We start from the raw sequence: 20,718 nt of genomic DNA on the forward strand, positions 1-20,718 counted from the left end.
GCTGCCGAGAAGTAGCTCAGACCCCGGCCGGCAGGGTCAGCCGGCCGTCGTGGACTTCGGCGATCCGGTCGACGGCCGTCAGGTGGGTGCGGTCGTGGGTGACCAGGACGGTCGCCGTCGCCCGGCGGTGGGTGAGTTCGGTGATCAGGTCCAGGACGGCGGCGCCGCGTTCGTGGTCGAGGGCGCTGGTGGGCTCGTCGACCAGGAGGACGGTCGGGTCGTTCATCAGGGCGCGGGCGATGTTGACGCGCTGGCGCTGGCCGCCGGAGAGCTGGTGCGGGCGGCGGGCCGCCTGGGCGCGGAGGCCGACGGCGTCCAGCAGGTCCAGGGCGCGCGGGAGGGCTTCGCGGGGGGAGCGGCCGTCGAGGTGGGCCATCACCTGGAGCTGTTCGGCGGCGGTGAGCGAGGGCAGCAGGTTGGCCTGCTGGAAGACGATGCCGATCCTGGTGCGGCGCAGCGCGGTGAGGTCCGCCCGGCTGAGGCCGGTGGTGTCGGTGCCGTCGACGACGACCCGTCCGGAATCCGGGGCGATCAGGGTGGCGGCCACCGCCAGCAGGCTGGACTTGCCGGAGCCGGAGGGGCCGACGACGGCCGTGATGGAGCCCTTGGGGACGGTCAGTGAGACGTCGTCCAGGGCGGTGAGCCGGCCGTCGCCGTCGGGGTAGGTGAGGGTGATGCGGTCGAGGTGGAGACTCATCGGGCGCTCCCCAGGGCGGTCAGCGGGTCGACGGAGGTGATCCGGCGGATGGACAGGGCCGCGCCGACGGCGCCGAGGGCGATCATGACGGCGGCGGGCAGCAGGACGGTCGGGGCGTCGAGGACGAACGGGACGGCGGAGCCCAGCAGCGAGCCGGCCCCCACCGCGATCGCGGTGCCGACGGCCGTGCCGAGCGCCAGCAGCAGGACGGCCTGGCCGAGCGCGTCGCGCAGCAGGTAGCGGGTGGAGGCGCCGAGGGCCTTGAGGACGGCGATGTCGCCGCCGCGCTGGATCGTCCAGACGGTGAAGAACGCGCCGATCACCAGCGCCGAGATGGCGAACAGGAAGCCGCGCATCAGCTGGAGGGAGCCGTTCTCCGAGGTGTACGAGCCGATCGCGGCAAGGGCGTCGTCACGGCTGCGGGTCACCGTGCCCTGGTGGGCGTCGGCGGCGGCGAGGTCGGCGCCCTTCGTGGTGGTGACGGCGATGACGGTGGCGTGGCCCGCGCCGCCGGGGGCGAACCGCTGCCAGTCGGTGAGGCTGGTCCAGATGACGGGGGTGTGGCTGTACGCGGCGTCGCCGTCGACGGCCGCGACGCGCAGCGGGTGCCCGGCCACGGTGAAGTCGGCGCCGGTGGTGAGACCGCCCAGGTTCTCGGCGGCCGTCCTCGACAGCACCGCCTGGCCGGAGGCGATCCGGGCGCCCTGCGGGGCCAGCGCGGAGCCGTCCGGTACGCCGAACGCGGAGAGCGCGGTGGTGCGCTTCCCGGCGGCGGCCTTGGTGGTGGTGATGCCGAGTGGTTGGGCGGAGGCGACCCCCGGCTCGCGGGACCAGGCCTGCCACTGCTCGGGGGTGACCTGGGAGTCGGTGAAGGAGAGCTGCTGTCCGTCGGCCGGCTTGCCGAACACCAGGTGGTCCGCGGGCAGTCCGGTGATCGCGGACGTGTTCTGTCGGCCGAGGCCGGCGGTCAGACCGGACAGCAGTCCGACCAGGACGGTGATCAGGACGATGACGGCTCCCATCAGGGCGAACCGCCCCTTGGCGAACCTCAGGTCCCTCCAGGCGACGAACACGGTGGCCTTCCCTCTTGCGCAGGTGCTTTCCGACGTTTCCCACCGTCCCGGACCGGCGGGGCCGCAGGCATCGCGCCGGGGATTGCATCCTGGGCATCAAAGGGCAGAGGCGGAGTTCAACCTTTTGATTGATGCCGGGCGCCGGGAGCGGAACTTAGGCTGGAGGGATGGCGACCGAACGATCCAGAACCACACCCGTCGCCCGCGTCCTCCAGGTCTGCCTGCACCTGCTCGTGGCGGGCCTGCTCGCCCTCGCCGTCGGCAGGGCCGCCCTCGCCGACCGCGGGGGCGATCCGGCCGCCGTCGCCGCCGCGGCCACCGCCATGGGCGCCGCCTACGCCGTCGGACCGCGGCTGACCGCCGTCCGCCGCTCGCGCCGGGCCGCCGCGCTCTGGCTCGCCCTGCTCGGCGTCACCTGGGCGGGCGTCCTGCTCGCCACCCAGGACGGCGTCTGGCTGGCCTTCCCCCTGTACTTCCTGGAACTGCACATGCTCGGGCGGCGCGGCGGGCCGGTCGCCGTCGGGCTGACCGCCGCCGCGGCGATCGCCGCCTGGTCCTGGCACCAGCACAGCTTCAGCCTCGCCGCCTCGATCGGTCCCGCGCTCGGCGCGGCCGTCGCCACCGCCACCGTGCTCGGGTACCAGGCCCTGTACCGGGAGAGCGAGGAGCGGCGCCGGCTGATCGACGAGCTCACCGCCGCCCGCGCCGACCTCGCCGCCGCCCACCACACGGCCGGAGTGCTGGCCGAGCGCGAGCGCCTCGCCCGAGAGATCCACGACACCCTGGCCCAGAGCCTCAGCTCCATCCAACTGCTGCTGCGCGCGGCCCAGCGCGCCCTGCCCGAGCGCACCGACGCCGCCGCCGGATACGTCGAACAGGCCCGGCAGGCCGCCCAGGACAACCTGGACGAGGCCCGGCGCTTCGTCCGCGCGCTCACCCCGCCCGCACTCGACGGCGACCCGCTGCCCGTCGCACTGGAGCGGCTGTGCGTGACCACGACGGCGCAGAGCGGCCTGCCGGTGAAGCTGCACCTGTCCGGCGACCCGGTACGGCTGCCGGCCGCCCAGGAGGTCGCGCTGCTGCGGATCGCCCAGTCGGCGCTCGGCAACGCCGTCCGGCACGCCGAGGCCTCCTGGGCCGAGGTGACACTCAGTTACATGGAGGCGGAGGTGGCCCTGGACGTGGTCGACGACGGAGCCGGGTTCGACCCGGCGGCGGTCGCGGGCCGTACCGGCGGGGACGGCGGCTTCGGGCTGCCTTCCATGCGGGCCCGGGCCCGGGCGCTCGGCGGCAGCTTCACGGTGGAGTCGGCGCCGGGGGAGGGGACGGCAGTGGCCGTGCAGCTGCCGGTCGGGCCGGTCGGCCCGCTCGGCCAGGTCGGCCAGGCCGGCCAGGCCGTGCCGGGATCGGCGGAGGCGTCGTGATCCGGCTGCTGATCGCTGACGACCACCCCGTGGTGCGGGCCGGACTGCGGGCGGTGCTGGAGAGCGAACCGGACTTCGCGATCGTCGCGGAGGCGGCGACCGCCGAGCGGGCCGTGGAACTCGCGGCCGAGGCCGGCGTCGACGTGGTGCTGATGGACCTCCAGTTCGGGCCCGGCTCTGCGATGAACGGCGCGCAGGCCACCGCGGCGATCACCGCCCGGGCGGGAGCGCCACGGGTCCTCGTCGTCACCACCTACGACACCGACGCCGACACCCTGCCCGCCCTGGAAGCGGGCGCCACCGGGTACCTGCTGAAGGACGCGCCGCCGGAGGAACTGGCCCAGGCCGTACGGGCGGCAGCGGCCGGGCGCTCGGCGCTGGCAGCCAGCGTCGCGGACCGGCTGCTGGAGCGGATGCGCACGCCCGCGGCGGCGCTCAGCGCTCGGGAGACCGAGGTGCTCGGGCTGGTCGCGGACGGGCTGACCAACCAGGGGATCAGCCAGCGGCTGCACCTCAGCCAGGCCACGGTGAAGTCCCATCTGGTGCACATCTACACCAAGTTGGGGGTGGACTCGCGGACAGCGGCGGTGCGGGCGGCGCGGGGGCGGGGGCTGATCCGGTAGAGCGGGCGGCGGCCGGTCCGGCGAGCGTAGGGTGGGAAACGGTCCGTGCCCGCAGCATGTGAGGAGCCCCGATGGCCGTCCGTCTCGACGAACTTGCCGTGCCGGTGGTCGCCGCGCCGATGGCGGGCGGGCCCTCGACGCCGGAGCTGGTGGCCGCGGTGAACCGGGCCGGCGGGCTGGGGTTCCTCGCGGCGGGCTACAAGAGCGCGGCGGCGATGGCCGAACAGATCGCCCTGGTCCGGAAGTCGGGCGACCAGCCGTACGGGGTGAATCTCTTCGTCCCGGCGCCGCCCGGGGACGCGGCGGCCGTCGCCGCCTACCGGGAGCGGCTGCGGCCCGAGGCCGAACGGTGGGGCGTGGCGCTGCCGGAGGAGATCGGGCCGGACCGCGACGACTGGGAGGCGAAGCTCGCGACGCTGCTCGCCGATCCGGTGCCGGTGGTCTCGTACACCTTCGGCCTGCCGACGGCGGCGGAGGCGGCCGCGTTCCGGGCGGCCGGGACGCTGCAGGTCGGCACCGTCACCACGCCGGAGGAGGCGCGGGCGGCGGAGGCGATCGGCATGGACGCGCTTTGTGTGCAGGGCCCGGAGGCGGGCGGCCACCGGGGCACCCACCGGGTCACGGACCCGCCGGGCGAGCTGCCGCTGCTCGAACTGCTGCCCGCCGTACGGGCGGTGACCGAGCTGCCGCTGATCGCCGCCGGCGGCCTGGGCGACGACGCGGCGATCGCGGCGGCGCTGCGGGCCGGGGCGGTCGCGGTGCAGCTGGGGACGGCCCTGCTGCGCGCCGACGAGTCCGGCGCCTCGGCCGCGCACCGGGCGGCGCTCACCGAGCTCCCGGAGACAACCGTCACCCGCGCCTTCACCGGCCGCCCCGCCCGTGGCCTGCGCAACGCCTTCATCGACCGCCACGGCCCGTACGCCCCGCCCGCCTACCCCGAGGTCCACCACCTCACCGCCCCGCTGCGCGCCGCCGCCACCCGCCGCGCCGACACCGCCGCCATGCACCTCTGGGCCGGCACCGCCCACCGGCTGGCGCGGACGGGCCCGGCGGAGCAGCTCGTCGCCGACCTCTGGCGCCGCGCGCGGGGGTAGTGCTCGCCCGGCGCGCGCCAAGCCGGGCGGGCTGCCTCCGCAGGGGTGGACTCGCTCCTGGGGCGAGCGTTGGCGGACCGCGGAGATTCGAACGCTGTTCGCGCTCGACGCCGGGCGGGGGGCCGTCGTCCTCGCCGCCGGGGACGGTCGAGCTCGCCTGATCGCCCGCCCGGCCCGGTCCCGCTCACTCCAGCAGGGCCGCCATCCACGCCTCGACGTCGCCGGCCGTCCGCGGGAGGGCGCCTGACATCAGCCGGGCCCCCTCGGCGGTGATCACCAGGTCGTCCTCGATGCGGATGCCGAGGCCGCGGAGTTCGACGGGGAGGGTCTCGTCGTCGGGCTGGAGGTAGAGGCCGGGTTCGACGGTGAGGACCATGCCCTCCTCCAGGACACCGTCGAGGTAGCGGTCGGCGCGGGACCTGGCGCAGTCGTGGTAGTCGAGGCCGAGCATGTGGCCGCTGCCGCAGAGCGTGTAGCGGCGGTAGAGGCCGTTGTCGTCGGCGAGGGCCTGTTCGGCGGGGATCCGCAGGACGCCCCAGTCGGCGAGGCCTTCGGCGATGACCCGCATGGCGGCGCGGTGGAAGTCGCGGAAGCGGGCGCCGGGGCGCAGGGCGGCGATGCCGGCGCTCTGGGCGGCGAGGACGAGGTCGTAGGCCTGGCGCTGGACGGGTGTGAAGGTGCCGCTGAGCGGGAGGGTGCGGGTGACGTCGGCGGCGTAGAGGGTGTCGGTCTCGACGCCGGCGTCGAGCAGGAGCAGTGAGTCGGGGTCGAGGGGGCCGTCGTTGCGGATCCAGTGCAGCACGCAGGCGTGGGCGCCGGAGGCGGCGATGGTGGTGTAGGCGCTGCCGTTGCCCTCGGCGCGGGCGCGCAGGTCGAAGACGCCTTCGATCCAGCGTTCGCCGCGGTGGTGGCGCAGCGCGGTGGGCAGGGCGCGGACGACGTCCTCGAAGCCGGTGACGGTGTGGTCGACGGCGAGTTGCAATTGGTCGACCTCCCAGGTGTCCTTGACCAGGCGCAACTCGGAGAGCACGGCGGCGAGTTCGCCGTCGGCGCCGGCGTGGGCACCGGGGCGGCCGGTGGCGTCGTCCACGCGTGCGTCGGTGCCGGCGAGTACCCGGGTGGGCGGCTGCGGTCCGGCGAGCAGCTTCCCCAGGTCGTCGAGGTGTTCGGTGCGCACTCCGGTGAGCCGGGCGGCTTCGGCGAGGTCGGGTCGGCGGCCGACCCAGAACTCGCCGTAGCGGCGGTCGCGGTAGAACTCGCCGCCGTCGCGCGGGGAGCGGGGACGCAGGTAGAGGACCGGCTCGTGGCCCTGGGGGCCGGCGGGTTCGAGGACGAGGACGTGGTCGGCCTGGTCCTCGCCGGTGAGCCCGGTGAGCCAGACGTACGCGCTGTGCGGGCGGAAGCGGTGGTCGAGGTCGTTGCAGCGGACCTTGAGCCGGCCGGCGGGGACGATCAGCCGTTCGCCGGGGAAGGCGGCGCCGAGGCGGGCGCGGCGGCCGGGGAAGCGGTCGTGGCCGGGGACGCGCCGGTCGGCGGGGAGGGGGGTGGGGGCCCAACGGGTGCCCATGAAGGCGGCGAGGGCGGGGGTGACCGGGAGGTCGTGGCTCCCGGTGTTGAGGCCGGTCTGAGGGAGGGTCACCGGTGAACTCCTTGGCGGGGCTGGGGAGATGTGTGGTGTTCGGCGGGCTCGGGGGCGGGCACGGACACAGCTCGGTAACGGGGGGCGCCACCTCTTGTGCAGTGCAATTTCACATTACTATGTTACGGGTCACACAGCGGAGCGGCCGGATCAGGCCCCCCACAGCGGAGTTGCAACATGACCAGGCGCACCCACACCGCCCTCGCGGCAGCCCTCGCGGCGACCCTCACCCTCGGCCTCGGGGCCTGCAAGAACGACAAGAGCGACAGCGGCAGCGACGCCGGGCCCTCGAACGCCCAGGGCCCCGGCGCGGCGTCCGGCTCGATCGTCGGCGGCACCCCCGCCAAGGGCGGCACCCTCACCATCCTGACCAACCAGGACTTCGCCCACCTCGACCCGGCCCGCAACTGGGTGGTGCCGCACATGGACTTCGGGACCAGGCTGCTCTACCGCACGCTGACCACCTTCAAGTCCGAGCCGGGCGCCGCGGGCAGCGAGATCGTCCCGGACCTCGCCACCGACCTGGGCAAGTCCTCCGAGGGCGGCAAGGTGTGGACCTTCACCCTGAAGGACGGCCTCAAGTACGAGGACGGCAGCCCGATCAAGGCCGCCGACATCAAGTACAACGTCGAGCGGTCCTTCTCCCCGGACCTCACCGGCGGCCCCGACTACGCGGTCCAGTACCTGGCCGGCGGCGAGAACTACAAGGGCCCGCTGGGCGGTGAGCACCTGGCGAGCATCGAGACGCCGGACGACCGGACCATCGTCTTCCACCTCAAGCGGCCGGTCGCCGAGTTCTCGGACACCGTCACCCTGCCGACCTTCTCCCCGGTGCCGCAGTCCCAGGAGAAGGGCCCCCAGTACGACTCCCGGCCGTTCTCCTCCGGCCCGTACAAGATCGAGACCTACGACCGCGGCAAGCAACTGGTGCTCGTCCGCAACACCGACTGGGACCAGGGCACCGACACCGTCCGCAAGGCGTACCCGGACAGGATCGTGGTCACCCAGGGCATCAAGGGCGGCCAGGCCGACGACCGGATCATCGCCAGTGACGGTGCCGACGCCAACGCCATCGACATGCCCTGGATGCAGCACGAGACCGTCGCCAAGGTGCTGCCCAAGGCGGACGTCAGGTCCCGCATGGTGGCCGAGCAGACCGGCTGCACCGACATGCTGTACATGAACACCGCCAAGGCCCCCTTCGACGACCCGAAGGTCCGCGAGGCGATGATGTGGGCGGTCGACCGGGACGCGCAGGTGACGGCCTTCGGCGGCCCGGCCGTGACCGACGTGGCGACCTCCTTCCTGCCGCCGTCCCTCACCGGCGGCGTCAAGTCCGACCCGCTGAAGATCCCGGCGGCCGGCGACCCGGAGAAGGCCAAGGCGATGCTCAAGGACGCGGGCCGGACCGACCTCAAGGTCGGCCTCACCGTCTCGCTCGGCGACAAGACCCGCGCCGAGGCGATCCAGCAGTCGCTGGCCAAGGTCGGCGTGCAGGTCACCGTCAACACCACGGACCCGTCCGCCTTCGCCGACACCATCGGCGACACCAAGAACGCCCCCGAGCTGACCATCAGCGGCTGGTGCCCCGACTACCCGTCCGGTGCGACGTTCCTGCCGTTCCTCTTCGACGGCCGCACCATCAAGGAGAAGGGCAACCAGGGCAACTACAGCCAGTTCAAGGACCAGGCGACGATGGACGGGATCGACCGGATCGCGGCCATGACCGACGTCGCCGAGGCCGACAAGGCCTGGCAGCAGCTGGACCAGGACCTGATGAAGAAGGCCCCGGCCGTCCCGCTGATGTGGCAGCGCCGCCCCCTCCTGGTGGGCACCAACGTGGCCGGCGCGTTCGGCAACTCCGGCTACGCCGGCATGATCGACCTCGCCGTCGTCGGACTCAAGGACCCCGCCAAGGGCAAGGGCTGAGGGGCCGGCACCGATGAGTACCACCACTGAGCCCCCCGCCGTGGCAGAGGCCGCGGCGGCGGGCGCCACGAAGCGTTCCGGCCGGGGGCCCTGGCGGCTGGTCTGGGACCAGCTGTGGGCCAAGGGCGCGGCCCGGTTCGGGCTGATCGCCGTCGGCGTGCTGGTCCTGGCCGCCGCGCTGGCCGCCCCGCTCGGCTCGCTCGGCGGCTGGTCCCCCGAGGAGTTCGACAAGCGCGCCATCGACCCGTACCTGGGCGGCCTGCCCCGGGGCGACTTCGGCGGCATCAGCGCCCGGCACTGGCTGGGCGTCGAGCCGGTCACCGGGCGCGACCTGTTCGCCCGGGTGCTCCACGGCGGCCAGGTGTCCCTGCTGATCGCCTTCACCGCGACCGCCGTCGTCGTGATCACCGGCACCCTGGCCGGCATCGCGGCGGGCTACTTCGGCGGCCGGACCGACGCCCTGCTGTCCCGGCTGATGGACCTCACGATGTCCTTCCCCTCGCTGATCTTCATGATCGCGATGATGTCGGTGGCCAAGGACATGAACCGGATCCTGCTGATCACCCTGGTGATCGGGCTGTTCACCTGGCCCGGCATCGCCCGCGTCGTCCGCGGCCAGACCCTCTCGCTCAAGCACCGCGAGTACGTCGAGGCCGCGAAGGTCGGCGGCGCCCGGTCCTGGCGGATCCTCACCAGGGAGATCCTGCCGAACGTCTCCGGCCCGATCATCGCCTACACCACCCTGCTCATCCCCGGGATGATCGCCACCGAGGCCGCGCTCAGCTACCTCGGCGTCGGCGTCCGGCCGCCGACCCCGTCGTGGGGCCAGATGATCGCCGAGAGCATCGTGCACTACGAGACCGACCCGACCTACTTCCTGATCCCGACGGCCTTCCTGTTCCTCGCCGTGCTCGCCTTCACCCTGCTCGGCGACGCGCTGCGCGACATCCTCGACCCCCGGGGAGGCCGGTCGTGATCCTCTACCTCGGCCGTCGGCTGCTCGGCGTGGCAGGCATCCTGCTCGCCATCTGCGCCATCACCTTCACCATCTTCTACCTGCTGCCCAACGACCCCGCCGCGGCGGCCTGCGGCAAGACCTGCAGCCCCGAGCGGCTCGCCGACGTCAAGGCGGCGATGGGCCTGGACCGGCCGGTCTGGGAGCAGTTCCTCACCTACCTCGGCGGCATCTTCGCCGGCCGCGACTACGGCTCCGGCCCCGGCGCCGTGCACTGCGGCTTCCCCTGCCTCGGCTACTCCTACGAGTACGGGGTCCCCGTGTGGGACCTGCTGGCCGACCGGCTGCCGGTCTCCGTCTCCCTGGCCCTCGGCGCGGCCGCCCTCTGGCTGGTCCTCGGCCTGGGCGCCGGCGTCACCTCGGCGCTGCACAAGGGCCGGCCGCTCGACAGGACCCTGATGGTGCTCTCGGTCGGCACCGCCTCGCTGCCGGTCTACTTCACCTCGATCATGCTGATCTGGGGCGTCGTCAGGACGGCCGGACTGCTGCCCTACCCGGCCTACCACCAGTTCACCGACAACCCCTTCGAGTGGGCCTCCAACCTGCTGCTGCCGTGGACCGCCCTGGCCCTGCTCTACGCGGCCATGTACGCCCGGCAGAGCCGCAACTCGATGATCGAGGCGATGGCCGAGCCGTACATCCGCACCGCCCGCGCCAAGGGCCTGCCGCCGCTGACCGTCACCGTCAAGCACGGGCTGCGCTCCGGGATGACGCCGATCCTGACCATCTTCGGCATGGACCTCGGCGGCCTGCTGGCCGGCGCCGTCATCACCGAGTCGATCTTCGGCCTGCCCGGCGTCGGCCGGCTGTTCTACGACGGACTGGGCCGCTCCGACCAGCCCGTCATCCTCGGCGTCACCCTGCTCGCGGCCTTCTTCATCGTCGCGGCGAACCTGATGGTCGACCTGCTCTACGCGTTCGTCGACCCGAGAGTGAGGTACTGATGGCCGCATTGCTGGAGGTCGAGGACCTCAGGGTCTCCTTCGACACGCCCCGGGGCGCCGTCCGAGCCGTCGACGGCATCTCCTTCGCCGTCGAGTCCGGACGCACCCTCGGCCTGGTCGGCGAGTCCGGCAGCGGCAAGTCCGTGACCTCGCTCGCCGTCATGGGACTGCACCGCGACGCCGCCGTCACCGGCTCGATCCGGCTGCACGGGCAGGAGTTGAACGGGCTCGGGGAGAAGGCGCTGGGCGCCGTCCGGGGCCGCCGGGCCGCGATGATCTTCCAGGACCCGCTGTCCAGCCTGCACCCCTTCTACACCGTCGGCGAGCAGATCGCCGAGCACTACCGGGTGCACTTCAAGGCGAACCGCAGGACCGGCCGGGCCCGGGCGGTCGAGATGCTGGCCGAGGTGGGCATCCCGGAGCCGGCCCGCCGGGTCGACGAGTACCCGCACCAGTTCTCCGGCGGCATGCGCCAGCGCGTCATGATCGCCATGGCGCTCGCCTGCGAACCCGACCTGCTGATCGCCGACGAACCCACCACGGCGCTCGACGTCACCGTCCAGGCCCAGATCCTCGAACTGATCGCCCGGATCCAGCAGGAGCGCGGCCTCGGCGTCGTGATGATCACCCACGACCTCGGCGTGGTCGCCCGGGTCGCCCACGAAGTGCTCGTCATGTACGGCGGCCGGGCGGCCGAACAAGCCCCGGTGGGACGGCTGTTCGCGCAGCCCGCGCACCCGTACACCCGCGGCCTGCTGGACTCCCTGCCCCGCCTCGACGACACCGACGACGCCCCGCTACGGGCCATCCCCGGCAGCCCGCCGTCCCTGATCGCCCCCGCCCCCGGCTGCTCCTTCGCCCCGCGCTGCGCCCGCACCACCGGCGCGTCCGCCGAGGAGCACGCCCGCTGCGTGGCCGAGCGCCCCGCGCTCGGGCCGCTCGCCCCCGGCCACCAGGCCGCCTGCCACCTGCCGCTGGTGCCGGAAGGGGTGCTGTGATGCCCGAACCCTCGCTGCCCGGACCCTCGTTGCCCGAACCCTCGCTGTCCGAGCCCCCGCTGTCCGAGCCCCTGCTGTCCGTGCGGGACCTGGTGAAGACCTTCCCCGGCCGGCGCGGCCGCACCGGGCGGCCCGGCGCGCCGGTCCGGGCCGTGGACGGGGTGAGCTTCGACGTCGGAGCCGGGGAGACCCTCGGCCTGGTCGGCGAGTCCGGCTGCGGCAAGTCCACCACCGGGCGGATGATCGTCCGGCTGCTCGACCCGACCTCGGGCACCGTCACCCTCGACGGCACCGAGATCGGCGGCCTCTCCCAGGCCCGGCTGCGGCCCCACCGGCGGCACCTGCAGATGGTCTTCCAGGACCCGTACTCCTCGCTCAACCCCCGGCAGACGGTGTCCCGGATCATCTCCGAGCCACTGCTGGTCCAGGGCGAGAGCGCCGCGGCGGCGCGCAAGCGGGCCGCCGAACTGATGGAACTGGTCGGGCTGATCCCCGAGCACCTGGACCGCTACCCGCACGAGTTCTCCGGCGGCCAGGCCCAGCGCATCGGCATCGCCCGCGCGCTCGCCACCTCGCCGAGGCTGGTGATCGCCGACGAGCCGGTCTCCGCACTGGACGTGTCCATCCAGGCCCAGGTGGTCAACCTGATGGAGCGGCTCCAGCAGGAGCTCGGGCTGGCGTACGTGTTCATCGCGCACGACCTGTCGGTGGTCAAGCGGGTCTGCGACCGGGTCGCGGTGATGTACCTGGGCCGGATCGTCGAGATCGGCGACAAGGCGGAGGTGTACGGCAGCCCCGCGCACCCGTACACCAGGGCGCTGCTGTCCGCCGTACCGCTGCCGGACCCGGAGGCGGAGCGGACCCGGGAGCGGATCGTGCTGCTCGGCGACCCGCCCAGCCCGGCCGACCCGCCGGCCGGCTGCACCTTCCACCCGCGCTGCCCGAAGGCGCAGGACCGGTGCCGGACGGAGCAGCCTCTGCTGCGGATCGCCGGCCCTGGCACCCGGCAGGCGGCCTGCCACTTCCCGGAGGTCTGAGCCGGGCACCGAGACCCCCGGTCGGGCGCGGCGGGGAACCTTACGAGGGCCGCGTCCGACCGGGTTCCACTGTGCGCACACCTGTGGGCGGCGGGCGCCGCACCCGCAGGTGCGACGCCCCCGAACCGTCCGGCACCCGAACCGTCCGGCACCCGAACCGTCCGGCACCCGAACTGGCCGGCACCCGAACTGGCCGGCACCCGAACTGGCCGCCCTCCTGGCGCTCCGTCAGCGGGTGCTGTACTCCACGGCCACGCTGACCGCCACCAGCGCGCCGTACACCACCGCGAGCGTGGTCCGCCCGGTGGCGTACAGGGCGAGTGCGGCGGTGCCGAGCACCAGCAGCTTGAGCACGATCTCCGCGGCGACCGGCAGCCGGTACCTCGGGCCGCCCGCGGCCAGGAACAGGCCCCAGACGGCGGCTGCCAGGGCGGGTGCGCCGATCCCCAGCAGCAGCCGGGTGGCCAGGGTGGAGCCGGTCTTGAAGCCCCAGTAGCAGAGCGCCGCCAGCATGGCGAGCTCCAGGCCGAACGCGAGGCCGGCGTTGCCGGCGGTCACCGGAGTCCACTGGCGCTGCCCGACCGGGCCGGGTCTGTCGATCCTCATCCGCGTGCTCTCCCCGTTTCGTCGCGCCGCCCGGGCCGGGCGGCGGTCACGCGGAGTGTCGCAGTCCGGCCCCGGCGGCGCAACGGAAACCCGGGAACGCGTCAGCCCAACGCGTCCCGCAGGAAGGAGAGTTCGGCCTGGGCCAGCTGCTCGCTCGTCCCGCCGGGGGTCATGTGGGTGACGCCCGGCAGCGGCAGCACGGCGTGCGGCCGGCCTGCGCGGGTGAGCGCCTGGGAGAGCAGCAGGGTGTGCGAGGGGTGGACGTTGTCGTCGGCGAGCCCGTGGATCAGCAGGAGCGGCCTGGTCAGGCCGGGCGCGTCGGTGAGCAGGCAGTCGCCGGCGTAGCCCTCGGGGTTGTCCCGCGGCAGGCCGAGGTAGCGCTCGGTGTAGGCGGTGTCGTACAGCCGGAAGTCGGTGGGCGGGGCGCCCGCGCAGGCGGCGTGGAAGACGTCGGGGCGGCGCAGCACGGCGAGTGCGGCGAAGTAGCCGCCGTACGACCAGCCGCGCACGCCGACCCGGCCGAGGTCGAGGTCCGGGTGGCGTGCGGCGAGCGCGTGCAGGGCGTCGACCTGGTCGTCCAGGGCGGCCTTCGAGAAGCGGCGGAAGATCGCCCGGGTGAAGTCCGGGGAGACGAAGGGCGTGCCGCGGTTGTCGGTGGTGACCACGGCGAAGCCCTGGTCGGCCCACCACTGGCGGAGCTGCCAGCGGCGCGGCTCGGCGGCCACGGCCTGGAAGCCGGGCCCGCCGTAGACGTCCAGCAGGACGGGCAGGCGGCGGCCGGGGACGTGCTCGCGCGGGTAGACCACGGCGCTCGGCAGGCCCCGGTCGGTGACCCGGGCCAGCTGCGGCCGGACGGGGTGGGGCAGCGCGGCGCTGAGGTCGGTGAGCGGCAGTTCGTGTCCGTCGCGCAGGACGCGGCGGCGGATCCCGTCGGCGGAGGCGGAGGTGAGCAGGAGGGTGCCGGCGGCGGCGAGGGCGGAGTGCACGCCGGGCCCGGGGGTGAGGAGTTCGGGGGCGCCGCCGTCCGGGTCGATCAGGTGGACGTACTGGTCGGCCGGGTCGCCGTGGCCGGTCTCGCACAGCAGTCGGCCGCGCAGCCGTCCGACCACTCGGCGGATCTGCAGTCCGGTGGTGTCCAGCGGCTTGCCGTCCAGGGCGAGGCCGCGGGCCTGCGGGGTGTCGTGGACGGTGAGGAGCCGGCCGTCAGGCAGCCGGTCGGGGGTGCCGGGCAGGTCGTCGACCCAGAACTCGTCGGTGGTGCGGGAGAGTTCGCTGGTCTCGCCGGTGGCCGGGTCGGCGCTGAGCAGCAGCACGTTCTGCTGCAGCCGGTCGGCGACGGTGAGCAGCACCTCGCGGTCGCCGGCCCAGGAGGCGGCGCGGAGGTAGGGGAAGCGGTCGGCGTCCCACCGCAGCCGGACCCGGCCGCCGTCGAGGCCGAGCACCCAGAGCTGGACGTCCGCGTTGGGGCCGCCGGCCTGCGGGTAGGCGAAGTCCTCGGGTGCCTCGCCGGGGTGGGCCGGGTCGGCGAAGTGGCGTCGGGGGAGGGCGGATTCGTCGACCCGGGCGGCCAGCAGTGCGGTTCCGTCCGGGCGCCACCAGTGGCCCCGGGAGCGGCCGAGCTCCTCGGCGGCGGCGAACTCGGCGACGCCCCAGCGGGCGCCGTCGGCGGGGGAGAGCGGGGCGAGGCCGGGGGTGACGTAGAGGGCGTCCTCGGCGACGTAGGCGACGCGCTGGCCGGTGGCGTCCGGTCGGGGGTCGAACGCGGGCCCGGCGGTGGGGAGTTCGTCGCTGGAGCCGGTCGCGGTCTCGGTGCGGAACAGGCGGCCGTCGAGGGTGAAGACGGCGACCGCGAGGTCGGCGGTGGCCGCGTAGCCGCCGATCCCTGCGGCTACCAGCCGGGTGCGCTCGCGCAGCCGGCGCTCGAGGACGGGCAGGTCGTCGCGGTGGCCGGTGCGGCCGGGCAGCAGCGCGGCCGGGTCGGCGACCAGTCGCTCCTCGCCGGTGGCGGTGTCGAGCAGGTGGAGGCGGTCGACCGGGTCCTCGGGGCCGGTCGAGCGGAGCAGCAGCAGCCGGGTACCGCCCTCGGCGAAGGTGTACGCACGCGGCGCGCCGAAGGTGAACCGGCCGGTACGGGCGCTGAGGGCAAGGAAGGCGTCGGTGATGGTCACGGCCCGATGGTGGTCGCGCGGCGCGGGTGCCGACCAGTAGTCTGTCATGTGAAATGTCACACACCATGCCAGTGGAGGAAGCCGTGATCGAGGACCTGCGGACCGCCGAGCCCCCGGCCCCGCTGCCCGCCGCCGACGGCCTGTTCAGCGTGACGCGGGAGGGCGCGCACCTGAACCACGGTTCCTTCGGCGCGGTGCCCCTCCCGGTGCAGCGGGCGCAGACACGACTGCGGACCGAGCAGGAGCTTGACCCGGACGGCTTCTTCGCCGACCTGCCGGCCCGGATCGCCGCCGCCCGTACCCGGATCGCCGCCGAGCTCGGCACCGACCCGGCCCTCCTCACCCTGGTCTCCAACGTCACCGAGGCAGCCGCGATCGCGCTGGACACCATCCCCTTCGCCCCCGGCGACCGGATCCTGGTCACCGACCACGGCTACGGCGCCGTCACCCGGGCCGTCGTCCGCAAGGCCGCCGAGACCGGAGCCGAACCCGTGGTCGTGCGCGTACCACTGGGCGCCCCGGACGAGCACCCCGTCCGGGAGGCGGTGCTCGCCGCCGTGGACGGACGCACCACCGTCGCCGTCCTCGACCAGCTCACCTCGCCCACCGCCCGCCTGGTGGCCGGCCCGGCCCTCCTCGCCGAACTGCGCGAACGCGGGGTGACCACCGTGGTGGACGGCGCCCACGCCCCCGGCATGCTGCCCACCCCCGTCGACCCGCACGCCGACTTCTGGTTCGGCAACCTGCACAAGTGGGCGTTCGCCCCGCGCGCCACCGGCGTGCTCGCCGTCCGCCCCGAGTGGGCCGCCCGGGTCCGCCCGACGGCACTGTCCTGGGAACACGACAAGGGCTTCCCCGGCAACGTCGAATGGCGCGGCACCTGCGACTACACGCCCTGGCTCGCCGCCCCGGCCGGATTCGAGCTGCTGCGCGAACTCGGCCGAGCCGCCGTGGCCGGGCACAACGCCGCCCTCGCCGCGTACGGCCAGCGGGTGCTCGCCGAGCGGGCGGGCCTGGCGCCGCTGCCCGCGACGCCCGGGGTCTGGATGCGCGCCGTCCGGCTGCCGGCCGGCCACGGCGAGACCGAGCCGCAGGTACGGGCGCTGATGGCCGAGGCGTGGCAGCGGCTGCGCACCCGGATCGCCGTCCGCCCCTGGGCCGGCGGCGGGGTGCTGCGGGTCAGCGGCCAGCTCTACAACCGGCCGGAGGAGTACGAGCGGCTGGCGGACGGGCTGGCGGGGCTGCTCAAGGCGTAGCGCGGCGGCGCGGGCGCCCGAACGGCTCGGGGCGCCGGGCTGGGGGTCCAGGCGGCGCGGCGCTCAGGGCGCCGGGGCCTGGACGGCTCGGGGCTCAGCGGCCGGGGACCGCAGGGACTCCGGCACCGCCCCCGAGCCCCCGTTGTCCGCCCGCAGCTCCGCGAGCAGCAGGTTCCGGTCGGACAGCACCCCGGTGAGGATCCGCCGGGCCGTCCGCAGCAGGTCGGCGACGTCCCCGCCGGCCAGCGCGTAGACCACCGTGCTGCCCTCCCGGGTGGCGGTGATGATGCCGGACCGGCGCAGCACCGCGAGCTGCTGGGACAGGCTGGAGGGCTCGACCCCCAGCTCGGCGAGCAGACCGCGGACGGGCGTCGGTCCGGCCTGGAGCAGTTCCAGTACCCGGATCCGGACGGGATGGCCGAGCATCCGGAAGAGTTCGGCCTTGGCCTGGTAGAGCTCCCCCAGCCTCCGGCCGGGAGGTACCCCCGTCGTCACGATGCCCCCTTCCTGGTGTCGGTCCGGGTCAGATCTCCAGCGAGAGTTCGATCCGCTTGAGCTGGTGGCGGGCCATCGCGAGGTTGGAGCGGCTGCGGTTGAGCGCGAGGAAGAGGAAGAGGCCGCGTCCGCTGGGCGTCGTGATGGGCCGGACCATGTGGTACTGGTTGGTCAGGCTGATCAGGATGTCCTCGATCTCGTTGTCGTGCAGGTTGAGCATCTCCATGGCGCGCATCTTGGCGCGGACCACGTCGGTGTTGCCGGCCGCGGCGACGTTGAGGTCCAGCTCGCCGCCGTCGCCGAGGCTGCCGAGGGCCATGCCGCTGCCGTAGTCGACGAGGGCGACGCCGATCGCGCCGTCGATCGTCATGGCCTCCTTGAGGGACATCTCCAGGTTCGCCATCGTGGCCGTCCTCCCGTGCGTTCGGTGACTGTGACGTCCGAAGGTAGGGAGGCCTGGCAGCGGTCCACCGGCAATGATCGAAGACGTTCGAAGTCGGCCCATCTGCGATTGATTGAAGACATTTGCAACTATGGATCTGAGGGAGAACTGATCCCGCGGCGGTCCGACAGTGATCCGGCACCGCTTCGACGACCGACGGCGATCCCGCGGCGATCGTGCGGCGATCGTGCGCCAACACCGCGGGCGACCCCACGGGCGATCCCGCAGGGGCGAGCGGACCGCAGAAAAAACGGTGCTATCGATGTCAGTCCTCCCGGGTAACCTCTCGCTGAGATGCGAGATCACACCAATCACACCCGGACGGCGATGAACACCCCCGATCCAGAGCCCCAGGACGACCGGGAGCTCAGCCCCGCCGAGGCGTACGCGGCCAGCCGTCGCCGGGCCAAGGAGCAGGCCACCGCCCTCCACGGCTTCCAGCAGCTGTACGACTTCCCGCTGGACGACTTCCAGCTGCAGGCCTGCGAGACGCTGGAGGCCGGATCCGGCGTCCTCGTCGCCGCCCCCACCGGCTCCGGGAAGACCATCGTCGGTGAGTTCGCCGTGCACCTCGCCCTGGCCGCCGGGCGCAAGTGCTTCTACACGACGCCGATCAAGGCACTGTCCAACCAGAAGTACGGCGACCTGGTCAAGCGCTACGGCGCCGCCAAGGTCGGCCTGCTCACCGGCGACAACACCGTCAACGGCGACGCACCCGTGGTGGTCATGACCACCGAGGTGCTGCGCAACATGCTCTACGCGGGCTCCAGCACGCTCGACGGCCTCGGCTACGTCGTGATGGACGAGGTGCACTACCTCGCCGACCGGTTCCGCGGCGCCGTCTGGGAGGAGGTCATCATCCACCTCCCCGAGTCGGTCACCCTCGTCTCGCTCTCCGCGACCGTCTCCAACGCCGAGGAGTTCGGCGACTGGCTGGACACCGTGCGCGGCGGCACCAAGGTGATCGTCTCCGAGACCCGCCCGGTGCCGCTGTGGCAGCACGTCATGGCCGGCAACCGGATGTACGACCTGTTCGCCGATCCGGACCGGGACGGCCGGCCCCGGAACAGCCTGAAGAACCCCGGCAAGGCCGTCAACCCCGAGCTGGTCAGGCTCGCCCGCTCCGAGCCGGACCGCAATCCGCGCGACCGCTTCAACCGCGGCCGGGGCCGCTCGATGCCCAACGGCCGTCCCGGCCGGGTCTGGACGCCGGGCCGGGTGGACGTCATCGACCGGCTCGACGCCGAGGGCCTGCTGCCCGCGATCACCTTCATCTTCAGCCGGGCCGGCTGCGAGGCCGCCGTCCAGCAGTGCCTCAGCTCCGGTCTGCGGCTCAACAAGGACTCCGACCGGGCCCAGGTCCGGGCGATCGTCGAGGAGCGCTGCGCCGACATCCCCGACGAGGACCTGCACGTCCTCGGCTACTTCGAGTGGCTGGACGGACTGGAGCGGGGCATCGCCGCCCACCACGCCGGCATGCTGCCACGGTTCAAGGAGGTGGTCGAGGAGCTCTTCGTGAAGGGCCTGGTCAAGGCCGTCTTCGCGACCGAGACCCTGGCGCTCGGCATCAACATGCCCGCCCGCTCGGTGGTCATGGAGAAGCTGGTCAAGTGGAACGGCGAGACGCACGCCGACATCACCCCGGGCGAGTACACCCAGCTCACCGGCCGGGCCGGGCGGCGCGGCATCGACGTCGAGGGCCACGCCGTGGTGCTCTGGCAGCGCGGTCTGGACCCGGAGGCGCTGGCCGGCCTGGCCGGCACCCGCACCTACCCGCTCAAGTCCTCGTTCCGGCCGTCGTACAACATGGCCGTCAACCTGGTCTCCCAGTTCGGCCGGCACCGCTCGCGCGAACTGCTGGAGACGTCCTTCGCCCAGTTCCAGGCGGACCGCTCGGTGGTCGGCATCTCCCGCCAGGTCCAGCGCAACGAGGAGGGCCTGGAGGGCTACCGCGAGTCGATGACCTGCCACCTCGGCGACTTCGACGAGTACATGGAGCTGCGCCACCGCCTCAAGGACCGCGAGAACGAGCTGGCCCGCGAGGGCAGCAGCCAGCGCCGCGCGGCCGCCGTCGAATCCATCGAGCAGCTCAAGCCGGGCGACGTCATCCACGTCCCCACCGGCAAGTTCGCCGGCCTCGCCCTGGTCCTCGACCCGGGCCTGCCGCCGGTCAACCGCTCCGGCCGGGGCGCCACCCGCCACCCCGACTTCCAGGACGGCCCGCGCCCGGTGGTGCTCACCGCCGAGCGCCAGGTCAAGCGGCTCGCCATGATCGACTTCCCGCACCCGGTCGCCGCGATCGAGCGCGTGCGCATCCCCAAGTCCTTCAACCCGCGCAGCCCCCAGTCGCGTCGCGACCTCGCCTCCGCGCTGCGCACCAAGGCCGGCCACCTGGAGCCCGAACGGTTCCGCAAGGGCCGCGCCGCCGCCGCGGACGACCCGGAGATCACCCGGCTGCGGGCCGAACTGCGCCGACACCCCTGCCACGGCTGCTCCGACCGCGAGGACCACGCCCGCTGGGCCGAGCGCTACCACCGGCTCCACCGCGACACCGAACTGCTGCAACGCCGGATGCGCTCGCGCACCCACACCATCGCCCGCACCTTCGACCGGGTCTGCGGTCTCCTCACCGACCTCGGCTACCTGCGCGGCGACACCGTCACCGACGACGGCAAGCGGCTCGGCCGGCTCTACGGCGAACTCGACCTGCTCGCCTCCGAGTGCATCCGCGAGGGCGTCTGGAGCGGCCTGGCCGCCGCCGAACTCGCCGCCTGCGCCTCGGCGCTGGTGTACGAGGCGCGCCAGTCCGACGACGCCGGCGCCCCCCGGGTGCCGGAGGGCGCGGCCAAGGAGGCGCTGGGCAACATGGTCCGGATCTGGGGCCACCTCGACGCCCTGGAGGAGCAGCACCGGATCAACACCGCCGAGGGCGTCGGCCAGCGCGAACCCGACCTGGGCTTCGCCTGGGCCGCGTACCGCTGGGCACTCGGCCACAACCTCGACCAGGTCCTGCGCGACGCCGACATGCCGGCCGGTGACTTCGTCCGCTGGACCAAGCAACTGATCGACGTCCTCGGCCAGATCCAGGACGCCGCCGGCGAGGACGTCGAACTGCGCAAGACCGCCCGCAAGGCCGTCGACGGCCTCCGCCGCGGCATCATCGCCTACTCCTCCGTGGGCTAGCTGTACTGACCATGGAGGTTGGTGACGGGGTTCACGGCGTGGTGATCTTGAAATGAGTGAGGGCCTTCTGGCTCGGTGTGGATTGCGACATCTGC

At 73.6% G+C, this 20,718-nt stretch carries 17 protein-coding genes; 10 read left to right on the top strand and 7 right to left on the bottom strand.

All coding sequences use genetic code 11. The features are described from left to right. Positions 1-16: 16 nt before the first annotated feature. Positions 17-697, bottom strand: a complete 681-nt coding sequence (locus tag IF30_RS0125945) for an ABC transporter ATP-binding protein (RefSeq protein ID WP_030242863.1) — start codon at positions 695-697, stop codon at positions 17-19. Further along, positions 694-1,770 (bottom strand): ABC transporter permease, encoded by a 1,077-nt coding sequence (locus IF30_RS0125950; protein ID WP_030242865.1) that lies wholly within the window; start codon positions 1,768-1,770, stop codon positions 694-696. The genes IF30_RS0125945 and IF30_RS0125950 overlap by 4 nt, the downstream gene beginning before the upstream one ends. Before the next feature lie 167 nt (positions 1,771-1,937). On the opposite strand from IF30_RS0125950, the gene IF30_RS0125955 reads away from it, so the two are divergent. From IF30_RS0125955 to IF30_RS0125965, 3 genes are all read left to right on the top strand, one after another. Then, positions 1,938-3,194, top strand: a complete 1,257-nt coding sequence (locus IF30_RS0125955) for a sensor histidine kinase (RefSeq protein WP_063752775.1) — start codon at positions 1,938-1,940, stop codon at positions 3,192-3,194. Then, a complete protein-coding gene (locus IF30_RS0125960) occupies positions 3,191-3,817 on the top strand; it encodes a response regulator transcription factor (RefSeq protein WP_051711149.1) in 627 nt (208 codons plus the stop codon). Before IF30_RS0125955 ends, IF30_RS0125960 begins: the two co-directional genes overlap by 4 nt. 71 nt (positions 3,818-3,888) lie before the next feature. Further along, a complete protein-coding gene (locus tag IF30_RS0125965) occupies positions 3,889-4,911 on the top strand; it encodes a nitronate monooxygenase (protein WP_030242869.1) in 1,023 nt (340 codons plus the stop codon). Positions 4,912-5,095: 184 nt separating this feature from the next. On the opposite strand, the gene IF30_RS0125970 is transcribed toward IF30_RS0125965, so the two are convergent. Next, the gene (locus IF30_RS0125970) at positions 5,096-6,550 is read right to left on the bottom strand and encodes an aminopeptidase P family protein (RefSeq protein WP_030242871.1); all 1,455 of its coding nucleotides are present in this window, start codon (positions 6,548-6,550) and stop codon (positions 5,096-5,098) included. Between the two features lie 177 nt (positions 6,551-6,727). Here IF30_RS0125970 and IF30_RS0125975 point away from each other — a divergent pair, with 177 nt between their 5' ends. From IF30_RS0125975 to IF30_RS0125995, 5 genes are read left to right on the top strand one after another with little or no spacing between them, the layout of a single operon-like run. Further along, the gene (locus IF30_RS0125975; protein WP_030242873.1) at positions 6,728-8,479 is read left to right on the top strand and encodes an ABC transporter substrate-binding protein; all 1,752 of its coding nucleotides are present in this window, start codon (positions 6,728-6,730) and stop codon (positions 8,477-8,479) included. A 13-nt stretch (positions 8,480-8,492) separates the two neighbouring features. After that, complete coding sequence (locus IF30_RS0125980; protein WP_030242875.1) at positions 8,493-9,455, top strand: ABC transporter permease; 963 nt, start codon at positions 8,493-8,495, stop codon at positions 9,453-9,455. After that, positions 9,452-10,438 carry an ABC transporter permease gene (locus IF30_RS0125985; protein WP_030242877.1) on the top strand — a complete coding sequence of 329 codons (987 nt, stop codon included), beginning with the start codon at positions 9,452-9,454 and terminating at the stop codon, positions 10,436-10,438. Before IF30_RS0125980 ends, IF30_RS0125985 begins: the two co-directional genes overlap by 4 nt. After that, on the top strand, positions 10,438-11,436 hold the full coding sequence (locus IF30_RS0125990) for an ABC transporter ATP-binding protein (RefSeq protein WP_030242879.1): 999 nt from the start codon (positions 10,438-10,440) through the stop codon (positions 11,434-11,436). The genes IF30_RS0125985 and IF30_RS0125990 overlap by 1 nt, the downstream gene beginning before the upstream one ends. Next, positions 11,436-12,473 carry an ABC transporter ATP-binding protein gene (locus IF30_RS0125995; protein ID WP_037901224.1) on the top strand — a complete coding sequence of 346 codons (1,038 nt, stop codon included), beginning with the start codon at positions 11,436-11,438 and terminating at the stop codon, positions 12,471-12,473. The genes IF30_RS0125990 and IF30_RS0125995 overlap by 1 nt, the downstream gene beginning before the upstream one ends. Before the next feature lie 228 nt (positions 12,474-12,701). On the opposite strand, the gene IF30_RS0126000 is transcribed toward IF30_RS0125995, so the two are convergent. Both IF30_RS0126000 and IF30_RS0126005 read right to left on the bottom strand, forming a co-directional pair. Continuing rightward, positions 12,702-13,079 carry a YrdB family protein gene (locus IF30_RS0126000; RefSeq protein WP_051711151.1) on the bottom strand — a complete coding sequence of 126 codons (378 nt, stop codon included), beginning with the start codon at positions 13,077-13,079 and terminating at the stop codon, positions 12,702-12,704. A gap of 101 nt (positions 13,080-13,180) precedes the next feature. Continuing rightward, positions 13,181-15,247 (bottom strand): S9 family peptidase, encoded by a 2,067-nt coding sequence (locus tag IF30_RS0126005; RefSeq protein ID WP_199807924.1) that lies wholly within the window; start codon positions 15,245-15,247, stop codon positions 13,181-13,183. A 65-nt stretch (positions 15,248-15,312) separates the two neighbouring features. On the opposite strand from IF30_RS0126005, the gene IF30_RS0126010 reads away from it, so the two are divergent. Further along, complete coding sequence (locus IF30_RS0126010) at positions 15,313-16,503, top strand: aminotransferase class V-fold PLP-dependent enzyme (RefSeq protein ID WP_051711153.1); 1,191 nt, start codon at positions 15,313-15,315, stop codon at positions 16,501-16,503. A 63-nt stretch (positions 16,504-16,566) separates the two neighbouring features. Here the strand turns inward: IF30_RS0126010 and IF30_RS0126015 are convergent, their stop codons facing one another. Both IF30_RS0126015 and IF30_RS0126020 read right to left on the bottom strand, forming a co-directional pair. Further along, on the bottom strand, positions 16,567-16,968 hold the full coding sequence (locus tag IF30_RS0126015; RefSeq protein ID WP_267884566.1) for an ArsR/SmtB family transcription factor: 402 nt from the start codon (positions 16,966-16,968) through the stop codon (positions 16,567-16,569). A 58-nt stretch (positions 16,969-17,026) separates the two neighbouring features. Next, positions 17,027-17,401, bottom strand: coding sequence for a hypothetical protein (locus IF30_RS0126020; protein ID WP_030242892.1), 375 nt, complete (start codon positions 17,399-17,401; stop codon positions 17,027-17,029). A 366-nt stretch (positions 17,402-17,767) separates the two neighbouring features. On the opposite strand from IF30_RS0126020, the gene IF30_RS0126025 reads away from it, so the two are divergent. After that, positions 17,768-20,623, top strand: a complete 2,856-nt coding sequence (locus tag IF30_RS0126025) for a DEAD/DEAH box helicase (protein ID WP_030242893.1) — start codon at positions 17,768-17,770, stop codon at positions 20,621-20,623. The last annotated feature ends 95 nt before the right edge of the window (positions 20,624-20,718 follow it).

Source organism: Streptomyces sp. NRRL S-350, assembly GCF_000719705.1.
GTDB lineage: Bacteria > Actinomycetota > Actinomycetes > Streptomycetales > Streptomycetaceae > Kitasatospora.

Excerpts from the sequence above, each read along its gene's own strand:
- IF30_RS0125945 (WP_030242863.1), bottom strand. The coding sequence starts at position 697 with ATGAGTCTCCACCTCGACCGCATCACCCTCACCTACCCCGACGGCGAC.
- IF30_RS0125955 (WP_063752775.1), top strand. The coding sequence starts at position 1,938 with ATGGCGACCGAACGATCCAGAACCACACCCGTCGCCCGCGTCCTCCAG.
- IF30_RS0125965 (WP_030242869.1), top strand. The coding sequence starts at position 3,889 with ATGGCCGTCCGTCTCGACGAACTTGCCGTGCCGGTGGTCGCCGCGCCG.
- IF30_RS0125975 (WP_030242873.1), top strand. The coding sequence starts at position 6,728 with ATGACCAGGCGCACCCACACCGCCCTCGCGGCAGCCCTCGCGGCGACC.
- IF30_RS0125980 (WP_030242875.1), top strand. The coding sequence starts at position 8,493 with ATGAGTACCACCACTGAGCCCCCCGCCGTGGCAGAGGCCGCGGCGGCG.
- IF30_RS0125990 (WP_030242879.1), top strand. The coding sequence starts at position 10,438 with ATGGCCGCATTGCTGGAGGTCGAGGACCTCAGGGTCTCCTTCGACACG.
- IF30_RS0125995 (WP_037901224.1), top strand. The coding sequence starts at position 11,436 with ATGCCCGAACCCTCGCTGCCCGGACCCTCGTTGCCCGAACCCTCGCTG.
- IF30_RS0126000 (WP_051711151.1), bottom strand. The coding sequence starts at position 13,079 with ATGAGGATCGACAGACCCGGCCCGGTCGGGCAGCGCCAGTGGACTCCG.
- IF30_RS0126010 (WP_051711153.1), top strand. The coding sequence starts at position 15,313 with ATGCCAGTGGAGGAAGCCGTGATCGAGGACCTGCGGACCGCCGAGCCC.
- IF30_RS0126020 (WP_030242892.1), bottom strand. The coding sequence starts at position 17,401 with ATGGCGAACCTGGAGATGTCCCTCAAGGAGGCCATGACGATCGACGGC.
- IF30_RS0126025 (WP_030242893.1), top strand. The coding sequence starts at position 17,768 with ATGAACACCCCCGATCCAGAGCCCCAGGACGACCGGGAGCTCAGCCCC.